This window comes from Bradyrhizobium sp. 191 (assembly GCF_023100985.1).
In the GTDB taxonomy this organism is placed as follows: domain Bacteria; phylum Pseudomonadota; class Alphaproteobacteria; order Rhizobiales; family Xanthobacteraceae; genus Bradyrhizobium; species Bradyrhizobium diversitatis.
On the sequence record NZ_CP064692.1, the window covers coordinates 3,760,001 to 3,776,112 of the forward strand.

The window sequence follows — 16,112 nt, forward strand, 5'->3', positions numbered from 1 at the left end:
AACCTCACGGCCGAAGGCAAGCGCCGAAAATGATCCGGAGATAATGAAGGGTCCGCGCAACAAACTGCTGCACGACCCAACTCGGATCGATCTCCTCTTTACGATGTCAGAAAACACGCATCTTGCTGTCTATCCAGACTAGCAGGATGCGAAGTGATGTTTCGCGGACGACGGTACAAGATCTCGATGATCAAACCATCTGGTGGAGCCAGACGGGATCGAACCGACGACCTCATGCTTGCAAAGCACGCGCTCTCCCAGCTGAGCTATGGCCCCGTAACCAGAAGACGAATGCTCACTCGATGAAAGTGGTGGGCCTGGGAAGACTTGAACTTCCGACCTCACGCTTATCAAGCGCGCGCTCTAACCAACTGAGCTACAAGCCCCTAACGCATATCCAGTCAAGGACCAGGGATCTGCAAGCCTGCAGCCCCAGCGCGTGTTCGTCCGCGAAGAAAGAGAAACGAAGACGGCGAAATCCCGCCAATGCAGCTCAACGATCTGGCGATCTGTTGGCCACTGATGTTTCTAAAACGGTTCGATAGAAGCAAGCTTCTGAAGAACCATCCTTAGAAAGGAGGTGATCCAGCCGCAGGTTCCCCTACGGCTACCTTGTTACGACTTCACCCCAGTCGCTGACCCTACCGTGGCCGGCTGCCTCCCTTGCGGGTTAGCGCACCGTCTTCAGGTAAAACCAACTCCCATGGTGTGACGGGCGGTGTGTACAAGGCCCGGGAACGTATTCACCGTGGCGTGCTGATCCACGATTACTAGCGATTCCAACTTCATGGGCTCGAGTTGCAGAGCCCAATCCGAACTGAGACGGCTTTTTGAGATTTGCGAAGGGTCGCCCCTTAGCATCCCATTGTCACCGCCATTGTAGCACGTGTGTAGCCCAGCCCGTAAGGGCCATGAGGACTTGACGTCATCCCCACCTTCCTCGCGGCTTATCACCGGCAGTCTCCTTAGAGTGCTCAACTAAATGGTAGCAACTAAGGACGGGGGTTGCGCTCGTTGCGGGACTTAACCCAACATCTCACGACACGAGCTGACGACAGCCATGCAGCACCTGTGTTCCAGGCTCCGAAGAGAGGGTCACATCTCTGCGACCGGTCCTGGACATGTCAAGGGCTGGTAAGGTTCTGCGCGTTGCGTCGAATTAAACCACATGCTCCACCGCTTGTGCGGGCCCCCGTCAATTCCTTTGAGTTTTAATCTTGCGACCGTACTCCCCAGGCGGAATGCTTAAAGCGTTAGCTGCGCCACTAGTGAGTAAACCCACTAACGGCTGGCATTCATCGTTTACGGCGTGGACTACCAGGGTATCTAATCCTGTTTGCTCCCCACGCTTTCGTGCCTCAGCGTCAGTATCGGGCCAGTGAGCCGCCTTCGCCACTGGTGTTCTTGCGAATATCTACGAATTTCACCTCTACACTCGCAGTTCCACTCACCTCTCCCGAACTCAAGATCTTCAGTATCAAAGGCAGTTCTGGAGTTGAGCTCCAGGATTTCACCCCTGACTTAAAGACCCGCCTACGCACCCTTTACGCCCAGTGATTCCGAGCAACGCTAGCCCCCTTCGTATTACCGCGGCTGCTGGCACGAAGTTAGCCGGGGCTTATTCTTGCGGTACCGTCATTATCTTCCCGCACAAAAGAGCTTTACAACCCTAGGGCCTTCATCACTCACGCGGCATGGCTGGATCAGGGTTGCCCCCATTGTCCAATATTCCCCACTGCTGCCTCCCGTAGGAGTTTGGGCCGTGTCTCAGTCCCAATGTGGCTGATCATCCTCTCAGACCAGCTACTGATCGTCGCCTTGGTGAGCCATTACCTCACCAACTAGCTAATCAGACGCGGGCCGATCTTTCGGCGATAAATCTTTCCCCGTAAGGGCTTATCCGGTATTAGCACAAGTTTCCCTGTGTTGTTCCGAACCAAAAGGTACGTTCCCACGCGTTACTCACCCGTCTGCCGCTGACGTATTGCTACGCCCGCTCGACTTGCATGTGTTAAGCCTGCCGCCAGCGTTCGCTCTGAGCCAGGATCAAACTCTCAAGTTGGACTTGAACTTTGAACCGGCTGATCACAACGTTTGACGAGGTCCCACCATTTTTCATCGACCGAAGTCGACGAGCTGCCCGCGATTCACATCGCTGGCAACGATGGTGTAACCTTTGAAACGTGTACCGCCGAAGTCTTTCGTCCGGTCTCGATCAGAAAAGCCGAAGCTTTCCAGAAGCGAGACCCGCAAGGACTCCGCCGTCCACGTTTCTCTTTCTTCATCTTCACTTGTCAAACAGCCCGGGACCGCGGAGGCCCCAACCTTCCAGAGTGGAAGGGTTCCGATACCCTTACCGACGAAAAATGACTCCAACCGACTGGTGTCGATTGTTGTGTCACTCAACAAGGTGAGGAGCATCAGTGGCGCGTTCGCTCGCCTTGGTCAGTGACCCGGCGGCGCCGCGCTCAGTGGTTGGGGTTATAGGCCCCACCTTCCGGGCTGTCAACGCCAATCGTCAACAAATCGTCGCACAGTGGATCATCGAGAAAAATCACGCGATTCCAGACGCTTAGAGCGGCACGGAGTGAGCGGGCGGGTCCCGCGCGAAGAAAAACTGGAAAAAAGTTTGCGGCCCTGGAGGCTCCGGAGGGGCTCCAGAGGCGGCTTGCGGCGCCGCTCCGGCGAGGCTCCTCGCGCCGGCTCCTTGAGGAAGTTTTTTCCATATTTGGCGCCGTACTTGAGCCACAATCCCGCGGCGTTCTGGTAAGAGACGAGCTTGAATCGCGGGGATGCCGATGGGGGCTGCCGGCGATTTCCATGGGGTCAGGGGAAGGCATCTTGCAGATGACGCGGCCTTCCTTCGACGTTCGAAAGACATCGAGAGAGTTTCATCCGTCCAGTTGTTCGTAATTTCGGCCAGCCCTGTTCCGGGGCTTTCTGAGCGCGGGCGTCTGTGCGGCTTGCCTTTTCCGGCGATCCCCGTTCAAGAGGGCGGCCAGGGACAAGGTTCGAAGCGGGCTTTCTTGGGTCGTTGATTGGGGGACTTGGGTTGAACCACAGGACGTCACGCGGCACCTACGGGCGTGAGACCGGGATCATCGATCTCGGCCACGAGCCGCCGCTGTCCGTCGATGGTTCTGAAGCCGCCGTCATCGACCGCCGCCGCGTCTCGGTGCAATGGTTCAGCGGCACAATTCTGACCGGACTCTGCGGCGCGGCCCTGATCGGCGGCGCCGTTTTCGCGTCGCTCGACGGCGAGATGACCTTCGCCAAGGTACCGGAGCGGGTCGAAGGCGCGCTGCGCGGCGCATTCGGCGCCGCCGATCGCGCCGCCACGCTGCACAAGAGCGACCGGTTGCCGCCGCCGAGCGAATCCACGGCATCGCGCAACATCATGCGCGTCTCGACGGTCGCCCGTGTCGGCAACCGCGACGTGATGCGGGTGCGCCCCTTCGTCCGGATCGCCGGCAATTTGTCGATGACGACGAGCGACCTGTCGGCGAAGATCCCGCCTTTCAACGCCCAGCGCCTGCTCACCGACGTCGGCTCCGATCCCAAGACGGCATCCGACGATCCCAACAATCCGGAGGCCGTCGAGCCCGACGCGGAGGTGTCCTTCGTCACCAAGGACCTGTCGTCGGTGCTGCCGAAGGCGAAGATTTCCGCGGTGGTGGCGCTCGACGACATCCTGATGCGGGTCCGCGATGCCGCCAACTGGCGCGGCAATGGCGGGGTGCGCTACGCCTCGCTCGCCAATGCCACAGCCGACGTCTCCGGCACGACCGGCCCGTCCGACATCAAGATGGCCTACGCCGCCGAGGCATCGTCCTCCGATCCCTATGCCGGTTTCGAGACGCGCGTGGTGCCGGAGAACGTCACGCTGCTGCCCAAGACCAAGGAGCAGATCACCGGCGGCAATCCCAACGGCGAGCGGGTCCATCTGGTCAGGAAGGGCGACAGCGTCGGCTCGGTGCTGCGCGATCTCGGCGCGACGGCTGACGAGATCAAGGCGATCACCGCAACGCTCGGCCCGCGCGGCCGCGACGGCGGCCTCAAGGAAGGCGAGAAGCTCCGCATCCTGATGGCGCCCGCCAGCCCCGGCGCCCGGCTGCAGCCCTATCGCGTCGTGGTTGCAAACGACACCATGGTGGAAGCGATCGCGGCGCTGTCCGATCTCGGCAAATACGTCGCCGTCGACGTCTCCAGCATGAACACCGTCGCCGACGCCGCGGCCAACGCCAGCAGCGAAGACGATGACGAGGATGACGGCAGCGGCGTGCGGCTGTACCAGAGCATCTACGAGACGGCGATGCGCAACAAGGTCCCGATGCCCGTCATCGAGGACATGATCAAGATCTACTCCTACGACGTCGATTTCCAGCGCAAGGTGCAGCCCGGGGATTCCTTCGACGTGTTCTACGCCGGCGAGGACGAAGGCGTGACGTCGAGCGAGAAGAACGAGGTGCTGTTCGCCTCCCTCACCGTCGGCGGCGAGACCAAGAAATACTACCGCTACCAGAGCCCCGACGACGGCGTCGTCGACTACTACGACGAGACGGGCAAGAGCGCGAAGAAGTTCCTGGTCAGAAAGCCCGTCAACAACGCCATCATGCGCTCCGGCTTCGGCGGCCGCCGCCACCCGATCCTGGGCTACGTGAAGATGCATACCGGCGTCGACTGGGCCACCGCCTACGGCACGCCGATCTTCGCCTCCGGCAACGGCATGATCGAGAAGGCCGGCCCCGAGGGCGGCTACGGCAAGTACATCCGCATCAAGCATTCCAACGGCTACGAGACCGCCTACGGCCATATGTCGGCTTTCGCCAAGGGCATGGAGCCCGGCAAGAAGGTGCGGCAGGGCCAGGTGATCGGCTTCGTCGGCTCATCGGGCCTGTCGACCGGCCCGCACGTCCATTACGAGATCCTGGTCAACGGCCGCTTCGTCGACCCGATGCGCGTGAAGCTGCCGCGCGGCCGTTCGCTGGAAGGCCCGATGCTGGCCAGCTTCGAGAAGGAGCGCGACCGGCTCGACGGCATGATGAGCGGCCGCGGCGGCGCCATCGCCCGGATGTCGGACGCCACCGGCGGGCCACTGCAGGTCACCAACCGCTAAGTCGGGAACTGGCCGCCCCGAACATCTCCAAACACGATCCGAATTCGACGTCGTCGCGAGGCCGCTTTGCGGCGTCACAACGTCAAGTTTCGTTTGCCAAAGCGGCGTGAGGAGCGAATACTTCCCAAAAAACGGGAGGTCTCGCCATGAACAACAGGCTCGCCTGCGCAGCCTTCGTCGCTGCGCTGTTTTCCGTCACGAGCCTGTCGGCAGAGACCGTGCCGGCAACCTGGGAAGTCACCAAGCTCGTCCCCGGCTCGGCATTCCACGGCGTGCACGGGCTCGCTGTCGACAAGGCCGGCCATCTGTTTGCCGGCAGCGTCGCAGGCGCGGCGCTCTACGAGGTTGCGGGCAGTAGCGCCAAGGTTGCAATCCCGGCACCGGTCGGAATGGCCGATGACATCGCGTTCGCGCCCGACGGCACCATGGCCTGGACCGGATTCCTCGCCGGCGACCTCTATGCGCGCAAGGGCGACGGCCCGATCAAGAAGCTCGCTTCCGGTCTTCCCGGCATCAACTCGCTGGCCTTCCGCAAGGACGGCAGGCTCTACGCCACCACCGTCTTCCTCGGCGACGCGCTCTACGAGATCGACGTCGAGGGCGTCAAACCGCCGCGCCAGATCATGGAGAAGATGGGCGGCCTCAACGGCTTCGAGTTCGGTCCCGACGACAAGCTCTACGGTCCGCTCTGGTTCAAGGGCCAGGTCGCCAGGGTCGACGTCGACAAGGCCGAGCTGACCGTCGTTGCCGACGGCTTCAAGGTCCCGGCCGCCGTGAACTTCGATTCCAAAGGCAATCTCTTCGTGGTCGACACCGCGCTCGGCCAGCTCGTCCGGGTCGATCCCAAATCGGGCGCCAGGACCATGGTCGCGCAGCTGAAGCCCTCGCTGGACAATCTCGCCATCGACGACAAGGACCGCATTTACATCTCCAACATGGCTGACAACGGCATCCAGGAGGTCGACCCCGCGACCGGCCAGGCCAGGCAGATCATCATCGGCAAGCTCGCTCTGCCCGGCGGCATCGGCGTCACCTCGGAGAACGGCAGGGACACGATCCACGTCGCCGACGTGTTCGCCTATCGCACCGTGAATGGAGCGACCGGCGAGGTCACCGAAAAGGCGCGCATGCATGCCGCCGGCGTCACGCTCGAATATCCCATGAGCGCGACGGCAAAGGGCAACGACGTGGTCCTGTCGAGCTGGTTCACCGGCACCGTGCAGGTGATCGACGGCAAGACCGGCGCAACGCGCGACATGCTGCACGGCTTCAAGGCGCCGCATGACGCCGTCGTGCTCGCGGACGGCAGCATCCTGGTGGCCGAACTCGGCACCAAATCGCTGGTTAAGGTGAGTGGTGAGCACGGCAAGGATCGCGTCACGCTGATCGGCGACCTCGAGGGACCGGTGGGACTCGTCGGTGGACCTGGCGGCGAGGTCTACGTCACCGAAGCCTTTGCCGGCATCGTTTCCAGGATCGGCAGCAATGGCGAAAAGACCGTGATCGCCAAGGACCTGAAGATGCCCGAAGGCATCGCGCGCACCAGCGACGGCCAGTTGATCGTGGCAGAGGTCGGCGCCAAACGGCTGATCGCGATCGCGCCAGAAACCGGCGAGATCACCGAGATCGCCGCCAACCTCCCGATCGGCCTGACCGGCGCGCCCAGCGGCCTGCCGACGCATATCCCCACGGGCGTCGCGATCGGCGCAACGGGCACGATCTACTTCAGCTCGGACGTGGAGAACGCGATCTACAAGGTGGTGAAGAAGTAGCGTTCGTCGGCCAAGACCTGGCCCCGGAACCCGCAGGCGGATTCTCTGTTAGCTGACGGAAGCCGACCAGCAGGAGGATCGCCCCATGACGCGCCTCTCACGGGACGATGTCGTCAAGGCCGTGGACCGGGCCGACGACGTCACCATTGCCCAGATCATCGGGACCGGAGCGACGGTCGAGGAACTCGCCGAAGCCCAGGCCTGGCTCGCCAATGACGAGCCCATGATCAACGATCTGCGTCCGCTGGCACAGGGCCGGGTGCGCGAGCTGGTCGATATTCTTTCGGAGCTTGACGAGGACGAGGAGGAAGGCCCGGCGGGTCCTGGTTCCGCGCCCGCAGTCGGTTAGCCGAGACACCGACAAAGGAAAACGCCCCAGAGCGGTTGGCCTCTCCGGGGCGTCCTGTTGCTTCAAGCGCCGTACCCTCAGTTCAGCTTCCGCTTCGCCACCGGTGCCTCGAACTGGGTGATCTCGGCGGTCTGCGGGGCCTTGCCGTTGAAGGTCAGCACGTTGCCTTCGGACGAGATCGCGACCGTGTCGCCGTCCCTGACGTCGCCGGCCAGGATCATCTCGGCGAGCGGATCCTGGAGGTAGCGCTGGATCACCCGCTTCAGCGGCCTTGCGCCATAGGCGGGATCCCAGCCCTTGGCAGCGAGCCAGTCGCGGCCTGCGGCATCGAGCGTCAGCACGATCTTGCGATCGGTCAGCAGCTTCTGGAGCCGTGCGAACTGGATCTCGACGATCCGGCCCATCTCGCTCCGCTGCAAGCGGTGGAACAGGATGATCTCGTCCACGCGGTTGAGGAATTCGGGGCGGAAGTGCGCCCGCACCATTCCCATGACCTGCTCGCGCACGGCCGAGGTGTCCTCGCCCTCCGGCTGGTTCACCAGGAATTCCGAACCGAGGTTCGAGGTCATGATGATCAGCGTGTTGCGGAAGTCGACGGTACGGCCCTGGCCGTCGGTCAGGCGGCCGTCGTCGAGCACCTGCAGCAGGACGTTGAAGACGTCAGGGTGCGCCTTCTCGATCTCGTCGAACAGCACCACCTGATAAGGCCGGCGCCGCACCGCTTCGGTGAGCGCACCGCCCTCGTCATAACCGACATAACCCGGAGGCGCGCCGATCAGCCGCGAGACCGAGTGCTTCTCCATGTATTCGGACATGTCGAGGCGGACCATCGCGGTCTCGTCGTTGAACAGGTATTCCGCGAGAGCTTTCGTCAGCTCGGTCTTGCCGACGCCGGTGGGCCCCAGGAACATGAACGAGCCGGTCGGCCGGTTCGGGTCCTGCAAGCCCGCGCGCGAGCGGCGCACGGCGGTTGCGACCGCACGCACGGCCTCGGCCTGGCCGACGACACGCTTGCCGAGCTGCTCCTCCATCTTCAGGAGCTTCTCCTTCTCGCCTTCCAGCATCTTGTCGACGGGCACGCCGGTCCAGCGCGAAACCACCTGCGCGATGTGATTGGCGGTGACCGCCTCCTCCATCATCTCGCCGGAGCCTTCACGCGCCTCGATATCCGCCAGCTGCTTCTCCAATTCCGGGATCCGGCCATAGGCCAGCTCGCCGGCCTTCTGGAATTCGCCGCGCCGCTGCGCGTTGGCGAGCTCGACACGCAGGCCGTCGAGCTCGGCCTTGAGCTTCTGGGCATCGGAGAGCTTGTTCTTCTCCGCGCTCCAGCGCGCCGTCAGCCCAGCAGACTTTTCCGCGAGCTCGGCAAGGTCCTTCTCAAGGATCTGGAGCCGGGTCCTGGAGCCGGGATCGCTCTCCTTCTTCAGCGCCTCCTGCTCGATCTTGAGACGGATGATCTCGCGGTCGAGCGAATCCAGCTCTTCCGGCTTGGAATCGACCTGCATCTTCAGCCGCGCCGCGGCCTCGTCCATGAGGTCGATCGCCTTGTCGGGCAGGAAACGGTCGGTGATGTAGCGGTTGGACAGCGTCGTGGCGGCCACGAGCGCGGAATCGGTGATCCGCACGCCATGGTGCTGCTCATACTTGTCCTTCAGGCCGCGCAGGATCGAGATGGTGTCCTCGACCGAGGGCTCGCTGACGAAGATCGGCTGGAAGCGCCGCGCCAGCGCGGCGTCCTTCTCGACATGCTTCTGGTACTCGTCGAGCGTGGTCGCACCGATGCAGTGCAGCTCGCCGCGGGCGAGCGCCGGCTTGAGCAGGTTGGAGGCGTCCATCGCGCCGTCGCCCTTGCCGGCACCGATCAGCGTGTGCATCTCGTCGATGAACAGGATGAAGGTGCCTTCGCTTCCGGTCACTTCCTGGAGCACGGCCTTCAGCCGCTCCTCGAACTCGCCGCGGTATTTTGCGCCGGCGATCAGCGCACCGAGGTCGAGCGAGAGCAGCTTCTTGTCCTTGAGGCTCTCCGGCACGTCGCCGTTGACGATGCGCAGCGCCAACCCTTCCGCAATCGCGGTCTTGCCGACGCCGGGCTCGCCGATCAGGACGGGGTTGTTCTTGGTCCGGCGCGACAGCACCTGGATGGTGCGACGGATCTCCTCGTCACGGCCGATGACCGGATCGAGCTTGCCGTCGCGCGCGGCCTGAGTGAGGTCGCGGGCATATTTCTTCAGCGCGTCATACGCGTTCTCGGCGGTCGCGGAATCCGCGGTGCGGCCCTTGCGCAGCGCCTCGATCGCCGCGTTGAGGTTCTGCGGGGTGACGCCGCCCTTGTTGAGGATGGTGCCGGCTTCGCTGGACTTCTCCAGCGTGAGGCCAAGCAGCAGCCGCTCGACGGTGACGAAGCTGTCACCGGCCTTCTCGCCGGCCTTTTCGGCGGCGTCGAAGGTGCGGGCGAGCTCGGGTGCGAGGTAGATCTGGCCGGCGCCGCCGCCGGAAACCTTCGGCACCTTGCCGAGGGCGTCCTCGGTCGCCTTCAGGATTGCACGGGAATTGCCGCCGGCGCGGTCGATCAGGCCGGCAGCGAGCCCCTCATTGTCGTCCAAGAGGACTTTCAGGAGGTGCAGGGTGGAAAACTGCTGGTGCCCCTCGCGCATCGCGAGCGACTGCGCAGACTGAATGAAGCCCCTGGAGCGTTCGGTATACTTCTCGATGTTCATCTTTTCTGTCCCTCGGCCTGCCCTTGGGGCCCTCTCAGGCACCCCAATACGGCATCTTCATTGGGTTTCCGCTCATCGCATTGAGGTTTCTCAAGCGAGAACGGCCGTCTTTTTGCCGACGTTGCCGCCAGCCTGAGGCAGATGTGGGAAGCGGGTTGCGGATGCGAAAGAGGCCGGTTCACAAATTCGTGCGCTCTTGGACGGCCTTGGCGCTGGCGGGCCGAATCCCCTAAGTAGTGGCATGACAGCCAGCCACACTGCCGAGATCACCGGCCTCTACCGCTACCCGATCAAGGGCCTGACGCCGGAACCCCTGTCGCGGGTCCCTTTGCGGGTCGGCCAGACCCTGCCAGCCGACCGCCGCTACGCCATCGAGAACGGCCCGAGCGGGTTCAACCCCGATGCGCCCGAGTGGAAACCGAAGATCCAGTTTCTGATGCTCGCGCGCAATGAGCGGCTGGCCGAGCTCGACAGCCGGTTCGACGACGCCACCAATATCCTGACCATCCGCAAGGACGGCCAGATCGTCGCCAGCGGCGATCTCGAGACCGCCGCCGGGCGCGCCGCGATCGAGGCCTATTTCAGCGAGAACTTCCAACGGGAGCTGAAGGGCCCGCCCAAGGTTCTGTCCGGCCGCGACCACAGCTTCTCCGACGTCGCCCGCAAGGTCGTCTCGATCATCAATCTCGGCAGCGTCCGCGCGATCGAGACCATGCTCGGCGGCGCCGCCGTGCATCCGCTGCGCTTCCGCGCCAATCTCTACGTCAAGGGCTGGCCGGCCTGGTCGGAGCTCGATCTCGTGGGCCAGACACTTGCGGTCGGGCCGGCGCGGCTGAAGGTGATCAAGCGCATCGTCCGCTGCCCCGCCACCAATGTCGATCCTGAAACCGCCAAGCGCGATCTCGAAATCCCGCCCACGCTCTCGCGCCATCTCGGCCACATGGATTGCGGCATCTACGCCGAGGTGATCGCCGACGGTGACGTCGGCGTCGGCGATGTGGTGGCAGTGGAAGAGCCGAGATTGGTGTGAGCCCTCTCTCGTCGTCCCGGACAAGCGCGCTCCTCAAGCGCGCGCCGATCCGGGATCCATAGCCACAGGGAGTGGTTTGGCGAAGACTCGTGGTCACCGGCTCGCGCGACAGCACGCGCCTGTGGTTATGGGTCCCGGATCTGCGCTGACGCTTGTCCGGGACGACAACCTCACATGACGCGAGGGTCCACCCACTCCATGCACCGTCACCTCAATTCGGCATCACATACGCATAGATCCGGCCGCGCGAGACCGGCGCTTCGCGGACGCGGTTGCCGCTGTTGCCGGAGATCATGATCGGATTGCCCTGCGCATCGATGCCGGTGATGATTCCGACATGGCCGCCCCGGCGGCCGCGCGACATCACCGCGATGGCGCCGACCTGCGGACCGGAGATGCGCGTGCCATAATGCGCGAACGAGTTCGCCATGTCCGAGCCGGTGCCACGATGGCCGGTCTGCTCGAGCACCATGTTCATGAAGCGCGCGCACCACAGGCGGCCGCGCCCGGTCGGATTGCCGCCGAGATAGCGGCGCGCCTCGGACACGAGGCCTGAGCCGCCACTGAGGCCGCCGCTCATGCCAGCACCGCCGGCATTGGCATTCGGATCATAGCTGGCCTGGGTGTTGGCGAAGCCACTCGCCTGCAACTGCGCCGCGCTGCGCTCGAAGCGCGAGCTGCGTGCACGATGACGGTAGTGATGATGTCTGGCGTGGTGCACGTAAGCGTGCCGCTCTGCGCTATGACGATGATGCGGCCGTGCCGAGGCCGGAGAAACGAACGCGGCGACCGCCGCAAAGAAGAACGCCAACGCGACAACACAACGCGACAGGCGGAACGCAAACAACTCAACCATTCTTCATCCTTCGTTACACCCCTACTTTCCGATCGGCCGGTGAAGTGGCCGACATAGGTCAGGCCGTTAAGCCGCCCGATGTGGCGAGAAAAAGACACCGCGTCGGCGAATAGCTGCGATGATTTTGTATCGGTGCTGGTTCGATGCTGCCGCATTGCGGACAACAGCGTTAACTGCGATCCTGCAAAGACGGCTTGACAGAGGGAAAGAGTTAATGCCCCACGCCACGACAAGGGACGACGTCCGCATCTATTTCGAAGAGGCGGGTCAGGGAACGCCGATACTTTTTCTGCACGAGTTCGCGGCCGACTACACCAATTGGGAGCCGCAGATGCGCTACTTTTCGCGCGGCCATCGCTGCATCGCCTATTCGGCGCGCGGCTACGCGCCTTCGGATGTACCCGAAGGTGAAGTCTACACCTACACGCATTTCTACGCCGATGCGCTCGCGGTGCTTGACCATCTCGGCATCGAGCGCGCGCATCTCGTCGGGCTGTCGATGGGCGCCTATTCGTCGCTCCAGATCGGGCTCAACGCCCCGCGGCGCGCGTTGTCGATGACGCTCGCCGGCGTCGGCTCCGGCTCGGAGATCGAGAATCTGGAGGCCTGGCGCCAGCAGTGCCGCGCCAATGCCGAGCAGTTCGAGACGCTGGGCTCGGTGGAGGTCGCAAAGGTCACGCGCGAGGCGCCGAGCCGGATTCCCTTCCTGGTGAAAGACCCGCGCGGCCACGCCGATTTCTATGCCGCGCTGGCGCGGCACGACGCCAAGGGTTCGGCGCGCACGATGCGCGGCTTCCAGGGCGGACGTCCCTCGATCTACACGATGACGGACGCGATCGCGAAGGTGGCAACGCCCGCGCTCATCATCTGTGGCGACGAGGACGATCCCTGCATCGGGCCGAGCCTTTTCCTGAAAAAGCACCTGCCGGCCGCGGGCCTCGCGATGTTTCCGAAGTCGGGCCACGTGCTCAACCTCGAAGAGCCCGCGCTGTTCAACGAGAGCGTGGAGCGGTTCGTCACGCTGGTGGAAGCTGGACGGTGGCCGGTGCGCGATCCGAGATCTTTGGCTCCGCACTAGCCGTCATTCCGGGATGCGCCGAAGGCGCAGGCCCGGAATCCATCGGGCCGCAAACGCTGTGGCGCGATGGATTCTCAGATGCGCAATTGCGCATCATAGCTCGATGCTTCGCATCGCCCCGGAATGACGCCTACGGCGTCATCTCCCCCCGCCCCTGCTCAGCAAGAACACCGCCTGTTCGCCGAACATGTTCCACACCCACCAGGGCAGGTTCAGCGGCACCGGGCGGCCGTAGAGATCGAGCGCGACGGAGCGCTCCATCTTGACGTTGATCTCGTCGCAGAGCTCGACGAAATCCTTGATCGTACAGAAATGGATGTTGGCGGTGTCGTACCAGGTCGCCGGCAGGTTCTCCGTGCGCGGCATGTGGCCGCCGATCAGGAGCTGCAGCCGCATCTTCCAGAAGCCAAAATTCGGGAACGAGACGATGGCCCGGCGGCCGATGCGCAACAGATTCTCCAGCACCACGCGCGGCTGCCGCGTCGCCTGCAGCGTCTGCGACAGGATCACGTAGTCGAAGGCGTCGTCGGGATAGTTGACGAGGTCGGTGTCGGCGTCGCCCTGCACCACCGCGAGCCCCTTGGCGACGCAGCGGTTGACGCCCTCGCGCGACAGCTCGATGCCACGCCCGTCGATGCCGCGGGTCTCAAGCAGCTGAAGCAGGTCGCCCTCGCCGCAGCCGACGTCGAGCACCTTCGAGCCCGGCTTGACCATCTCGGCGACCAGCAGATGATCGGCGCGATAATCACCGGGCGGCTTGGTCGCGGCACCGTCCAGCGGCAACACTTCCTGCACGGGCATCTTAGCTACCCTTCAATCCGCGGGCCTTGCCTGCCGATTGCAGGAAGGCGCGGGAGATGTCGAAGAATTCGGGCACGTCGAGCAGGAAGGCGTCGTGGCCGCGATCGGTTTCAATCTCCGCGAACGACACCCGCGCGCTCGACGCGTTCAGCGCGTGCACCAGCGCGCGCGATTCCGAGGTCGGGAACAGCCAGTCGCTGGTGAAGGAGACCACGCAGAAGCGGGTCTGGATTCCCGCAAACGCCTTCGCCAGCACGCCGCCATGGTCGGCCGCGATGTCGAAATAGTCCATCGCGCGCGTCAGATAGAGATAGGAGTTGGCGTCGAAGCGCTCGACGAAGGACGAGCCCTGGTAACGCAGATAGCTTTCGACCTGGAAATCCGCGTCGAACGAGAAGGTCGGCAGCTCGCGGTCCTGCATGCGCCGGCCGAACTTGCGATGCAGTGCCGCGTCCGAGAGATAGGTGATGTGCGCCGCCATCCGCGCCACCGCGAGCCCGCGATGCGGATGGATGCCCTGATCGGCATAGCCGCCGCCATGCCAATCGGGGTCGGCCATCACGGCCTGCCGCCCGAGTTCGTGGAAGGCGATGTTCTGCGCCGAGTGCCGCGTCGCGCAGGCAATCGCCAGCGCGGAGAACACGCGGGCAGGATAGGCCGAGGTCCATTGCAGCACCTGCATGCCGCCCATCGAGCCGCCGACGACGGCAAACAGCGTGTCGATGCCGAGCCGGTCGATCAGCATCGCCTGCGCGCGCACCATGTCGGGGATGGTGATGACGGGGAAATCCAGGCCCCAGACCTTGCCGGTGGCGGGATTGATCGACGCCGGCCCGGTCGAGCCCATGCAGCCGCCGATCACGTTGGAGCAGATGATGAAGTAGTGCTTGGGATCGATGGGCCGGCCGGGGCCGACCAGCGTCTCCCACCAGCCAGGCTTGCCGGTGACGGGATGCACATTGGCGACGTGCTGGTCGCCAGTCAGCGCATGGCAGATCAGAACGGCGTTAGAGCGATCGGCGTTGAGCTCGCCATAGGTCTGGTAGGCGATCTGGAACGGGGTGAGATCGACGCCGCAATCGAGCCGCAGCGGCTGCTCGGTGCCGAAATGCACGACCTGCGAGCTCGGGTGATCCACCTCGTGCGACCGTTCGTCGGCGCTGATCGCAGGACTGGGTACAGACTTGACGCCAACCATCATCGACCTCGTTTGCGACTGCCGTCAGACCGCCGCTGGAATCAGGCCATGAAAAACCCGGCCTGAACGATAGGTTCGGCCGGGATCGGAAGCGTCCCCGGCCTGTTTAGCGAGTTTTTTAACGTGGCTGCAAGCCGGCCGGCTCAAATGACCACGGAACAAGCAAAAGCTACCGTCTTGGGCGGTTTTCGTCAAGTCGCGGTCCGGATCGGCCCAATTCGCCTGTCTCGCGTCGACCGGAAAGGACCTCATTTCTCTTTGCTTTCGCCGCCCCGACTGCCTAATCAGGACATCCCCCATCGCAATGATCGACGACCAGACATGTCCCAACGTCCGCCCGCGCCACCATCGCTCCAGGAATTGCGCAAGGAGATCGACGCGATCGACGAGAGCATGCATCGCCTGCTGATGCAGCGCGGCGACATCATCGACCGCCTGATCCAGGTGAAGCAGACCCAGGAGGTCGGCTCGGCATTTCGGCCTGCGCGCGAGGCCTCCATGATGCGCGAGATCGTGCAGCGTCATCGCGGCATCCTGCCGCTCGACACGGTCGAGAGCATCTGGCGCGTCATCATCTCGACCTTCACCTATGTGCAGGCGCCGTTCTCCGTGCATGCCGACATCTCGGTGAGCGAGCCGGCGATGCGTGATTCCGCGCGCTTCCATTTCGGCTTCACGGTGCCTTACGTCGCGCATTTCAGTGCGCAGGCCGCGGTCGAGGCGGTGGCGAAATCCAAGGGCGACCTGGCGCTGGTCTCGGCGACCTCCAGCCGCACGCCGTGGTGGCTCTCGCTGGAGGAAGCTGGCGCGCCGAAGATCATCGCGCGAATGCCCTTCGTCGAACGTGCCGATCATCCGGCGGCGATGCCGGTGTTCGCGGTCTCGCGCGTCCCCGACAGCGCCCTGGTGACGGAGGTCGAGACCTTCAGCGTGCGCGTCTCCGGGTGGAACGCCGAGGTCGCGCGCGCCCTGTCGCCGCTCGCCGAGATCGTGGCGGTGCCCGATACCGCCTTCGATGGCGCGGCGCTGCTGGTCTCGGTCACCAGCACGACCAGCATCGACAAGATCAGGGCTGCCCTGATCGAGGCGGGGGCCTCGGTACGCTCCACGGCTCTCGTCGGCAGCCACGCAACACGCTATACGGTGCCCCCGACCGGGGCGAAATCGTAAATCGCGCGCCTCGCCATTTCGGAGT

The 16,112-nt window shown here is 63.8% G+C and carries 11 protein-coding genes, 2 tRNA genes, 1 rRNA gene and 1 riboswitch; of the genes, 6 read left to right on the forward strand and 8 right to left on the reverse strand.

Going from position 1 to position 16,112, the window contains the following annotated elements:
* Positions 1-200: 200 nt before the first annotated feature.
* The 4 genes from IVB23_RS17445 to IVB23_RS17460 form a co-directional block, all read right to left on the reverse strand.
* Positions 201-276: transfer RNA gene (locus tag IVB23_RS17445), tRNA-Ala, on the reverse strand.
* A 33-nt stretch (positions 277-309) separates the two neighbouring features.
* Positions 310-386, reverse strand: a tRNA-Ile gene (locus IVB23_RS17450).
* A 187-nt stretch (positions 387-573) separates the two neighbouring features.
* Positions 574-2,062, reverse strand: a 16S ribosomal RNA gene (locus tag IVB23_RS17455).
* 53 nt (positions 2,063-2,115) lie between these two features.
* Positions 2,116-2,421, reverse strand: coding sequence for a hypothetical protein (locus IVB23_RS17460; protein ID WP_061881273.1), 306 nt, complete (start codon positions 2,419-2,421; stop codon positions 2,116-2,118).
* A 631-nt stretch (positions 2,422-3,052) separates the two neighbouring features.
* Between IVB23_RS17460 and IVB23_RS17465 the strand changes: the two genes are divergently transcribed.
* The 3 genes from IVB23_RS17465 to IVB23_RS17475 all read left to right on the forward strand — a co-directional run bounded on the left by IVB23_RS17465 (position 3,053) and on the right by IVB23_RS17475 (position 7,237).
* The gene (locus IVB23_RS17465) at positions 3,053-5,116 is read left to right on the forward strand and encodes a M23 family metallopeptidase (RefSeq protein WP_197965998.1); all 2,064 of its coding nucleotides are present in this window, start codon (positions 3,053-3,055) and stop codon (positions 5,114-5,116) included.
* Between the two features lie 146 nt (positions 5,117-5,262).
* On the forward strand, positions 5,263-6,888 hold the full coding sequence (locus IVB23_RS17470) for a hypothetical protein (RefSeq protein WP_247804436.1): 1,626 nt from the start codon (positions 5,263-5,265) through the stop codon (positions 6,886-6,888).
* Positions 6,889-6,973: 85 nt separating this feature from the next.
* Entirely contained in the window at positions 6,974-7,237 is a 264-nt protein-coding gene (locus IVB23_RS17475) for a hypothetical protein (RefSeq protein WP_061881270.1), read from the forward strand.
* Between the two features lie 77 nt (positions 7,238-7,314).
* Here IVB23_RS17475 and clpB read toward each other — a convergent pair whose 3' ends face one another.
* Positions 7,315-9,954 (reverse strand): ATP-dependent chaperone ClpB, encoded by a 2,640-nt coding sequence (clpB, locus tag IVB23_RS17480; protein WP_247804437.1) that lies wholly within the window; start codon positions 9,952-9,954, stop codon positions 7,315-7,317.
* Between the two features lie 241 nt (positions 9,955-10,195).
* On the opposite strand from clpB, the gene IVB23_RS17485 reads away from it, so the two are divergent.
* Complete coding sequence (locus IVB23_RS17485; RefSeq protein ID WP_247804438.1) at positions 10,196-10,984, forward strand: MOSC domain-containing protein; 789 nt, start codon at positions 10,196-10,198, stop codon at positions 10,982-10,984.
* Between the two features lie 211 nt (positions 10,985-11,195).
* Here IVB23_RS17485 and IVB23_RS17490 read toward each other — a convergent pair whose 3' ends face one another.
* On the reverse strand, positions 11,196-11,840 hold the full coding sequence (locus IVB23_RS17490; RefSeq protein WP_247804439.1) for a TIGR02594 family protein: 645 nt from the start codon (positions 11,838-11,840) through the stop codon (positions 11,196-11,198).
* A gap of 214 nt (positions 11,841-12,054) precedes the next feature.
* On the opposite strand from IVB23_RS17490, the gene IVB23_RS17495 reads away from it, so the two are divergent.
* Positions 12,055-12,918: an alpha/beta hydrolase gene (locus IVB23_RS17495; protein ID WP_197965993.1), complete on the forward strand. Its 864-nt coding sequence runs from the start codon at positions 12,055-12,057 to the stop codon at positions 12,916-12,918.
* Between the two features lie 138 nt (positions 12,919-13,056).
* Here the strand turns inward: IVB23_RS17495 and metW are convergent, their stop codons facing one another.
* Complete coding sequence (gene metW, locus IVB23_RS17500) at positions 13,057-13,719, reverse strand: methionine biosynthesis protein MetW (RefSeq protein WP_061881266.1); 663 nt, start codon at positions 13,717-13,719, stop codon at positions 13,057-13,059.
* 1 nt (position 13,720) lies between these two features.
* On the reverse strand, positions 13,721-14,917 hold the full coding sequence (locus IVB23_RS17505) for a homoserine O-acetyltransferase (RefSeq protein ID WP_247804923.1): 1,197 nt from the start codon (positions 14,915-14,917) through the stop codon (positions 13,721-13,723).
* 85 nt (positions 14,918-15,002) lie between these two features.
* A riboswitch (SAM riboswitch) is annotated at positions 15,003-15,082 on the reverse strand.
* A 156-nt stretch (positions 15,083-15,238) separates the two neighbouring features.
* On the opposite strand from IVB23_RS17505, the gene IVB23_RS17510 reads away from it, so the two are divergent.
* Entirely contained in the window at positions 15,239-16,087 is an 849-nt protein-coding gene (locus tag IVB23_RS17510) for a chorismate mutase (protein ID WP_247804440.1), read from the forward strand.
* The last annotated feature ends 25 nt before the right edge of the window (positions 16,088-16,112 follow it).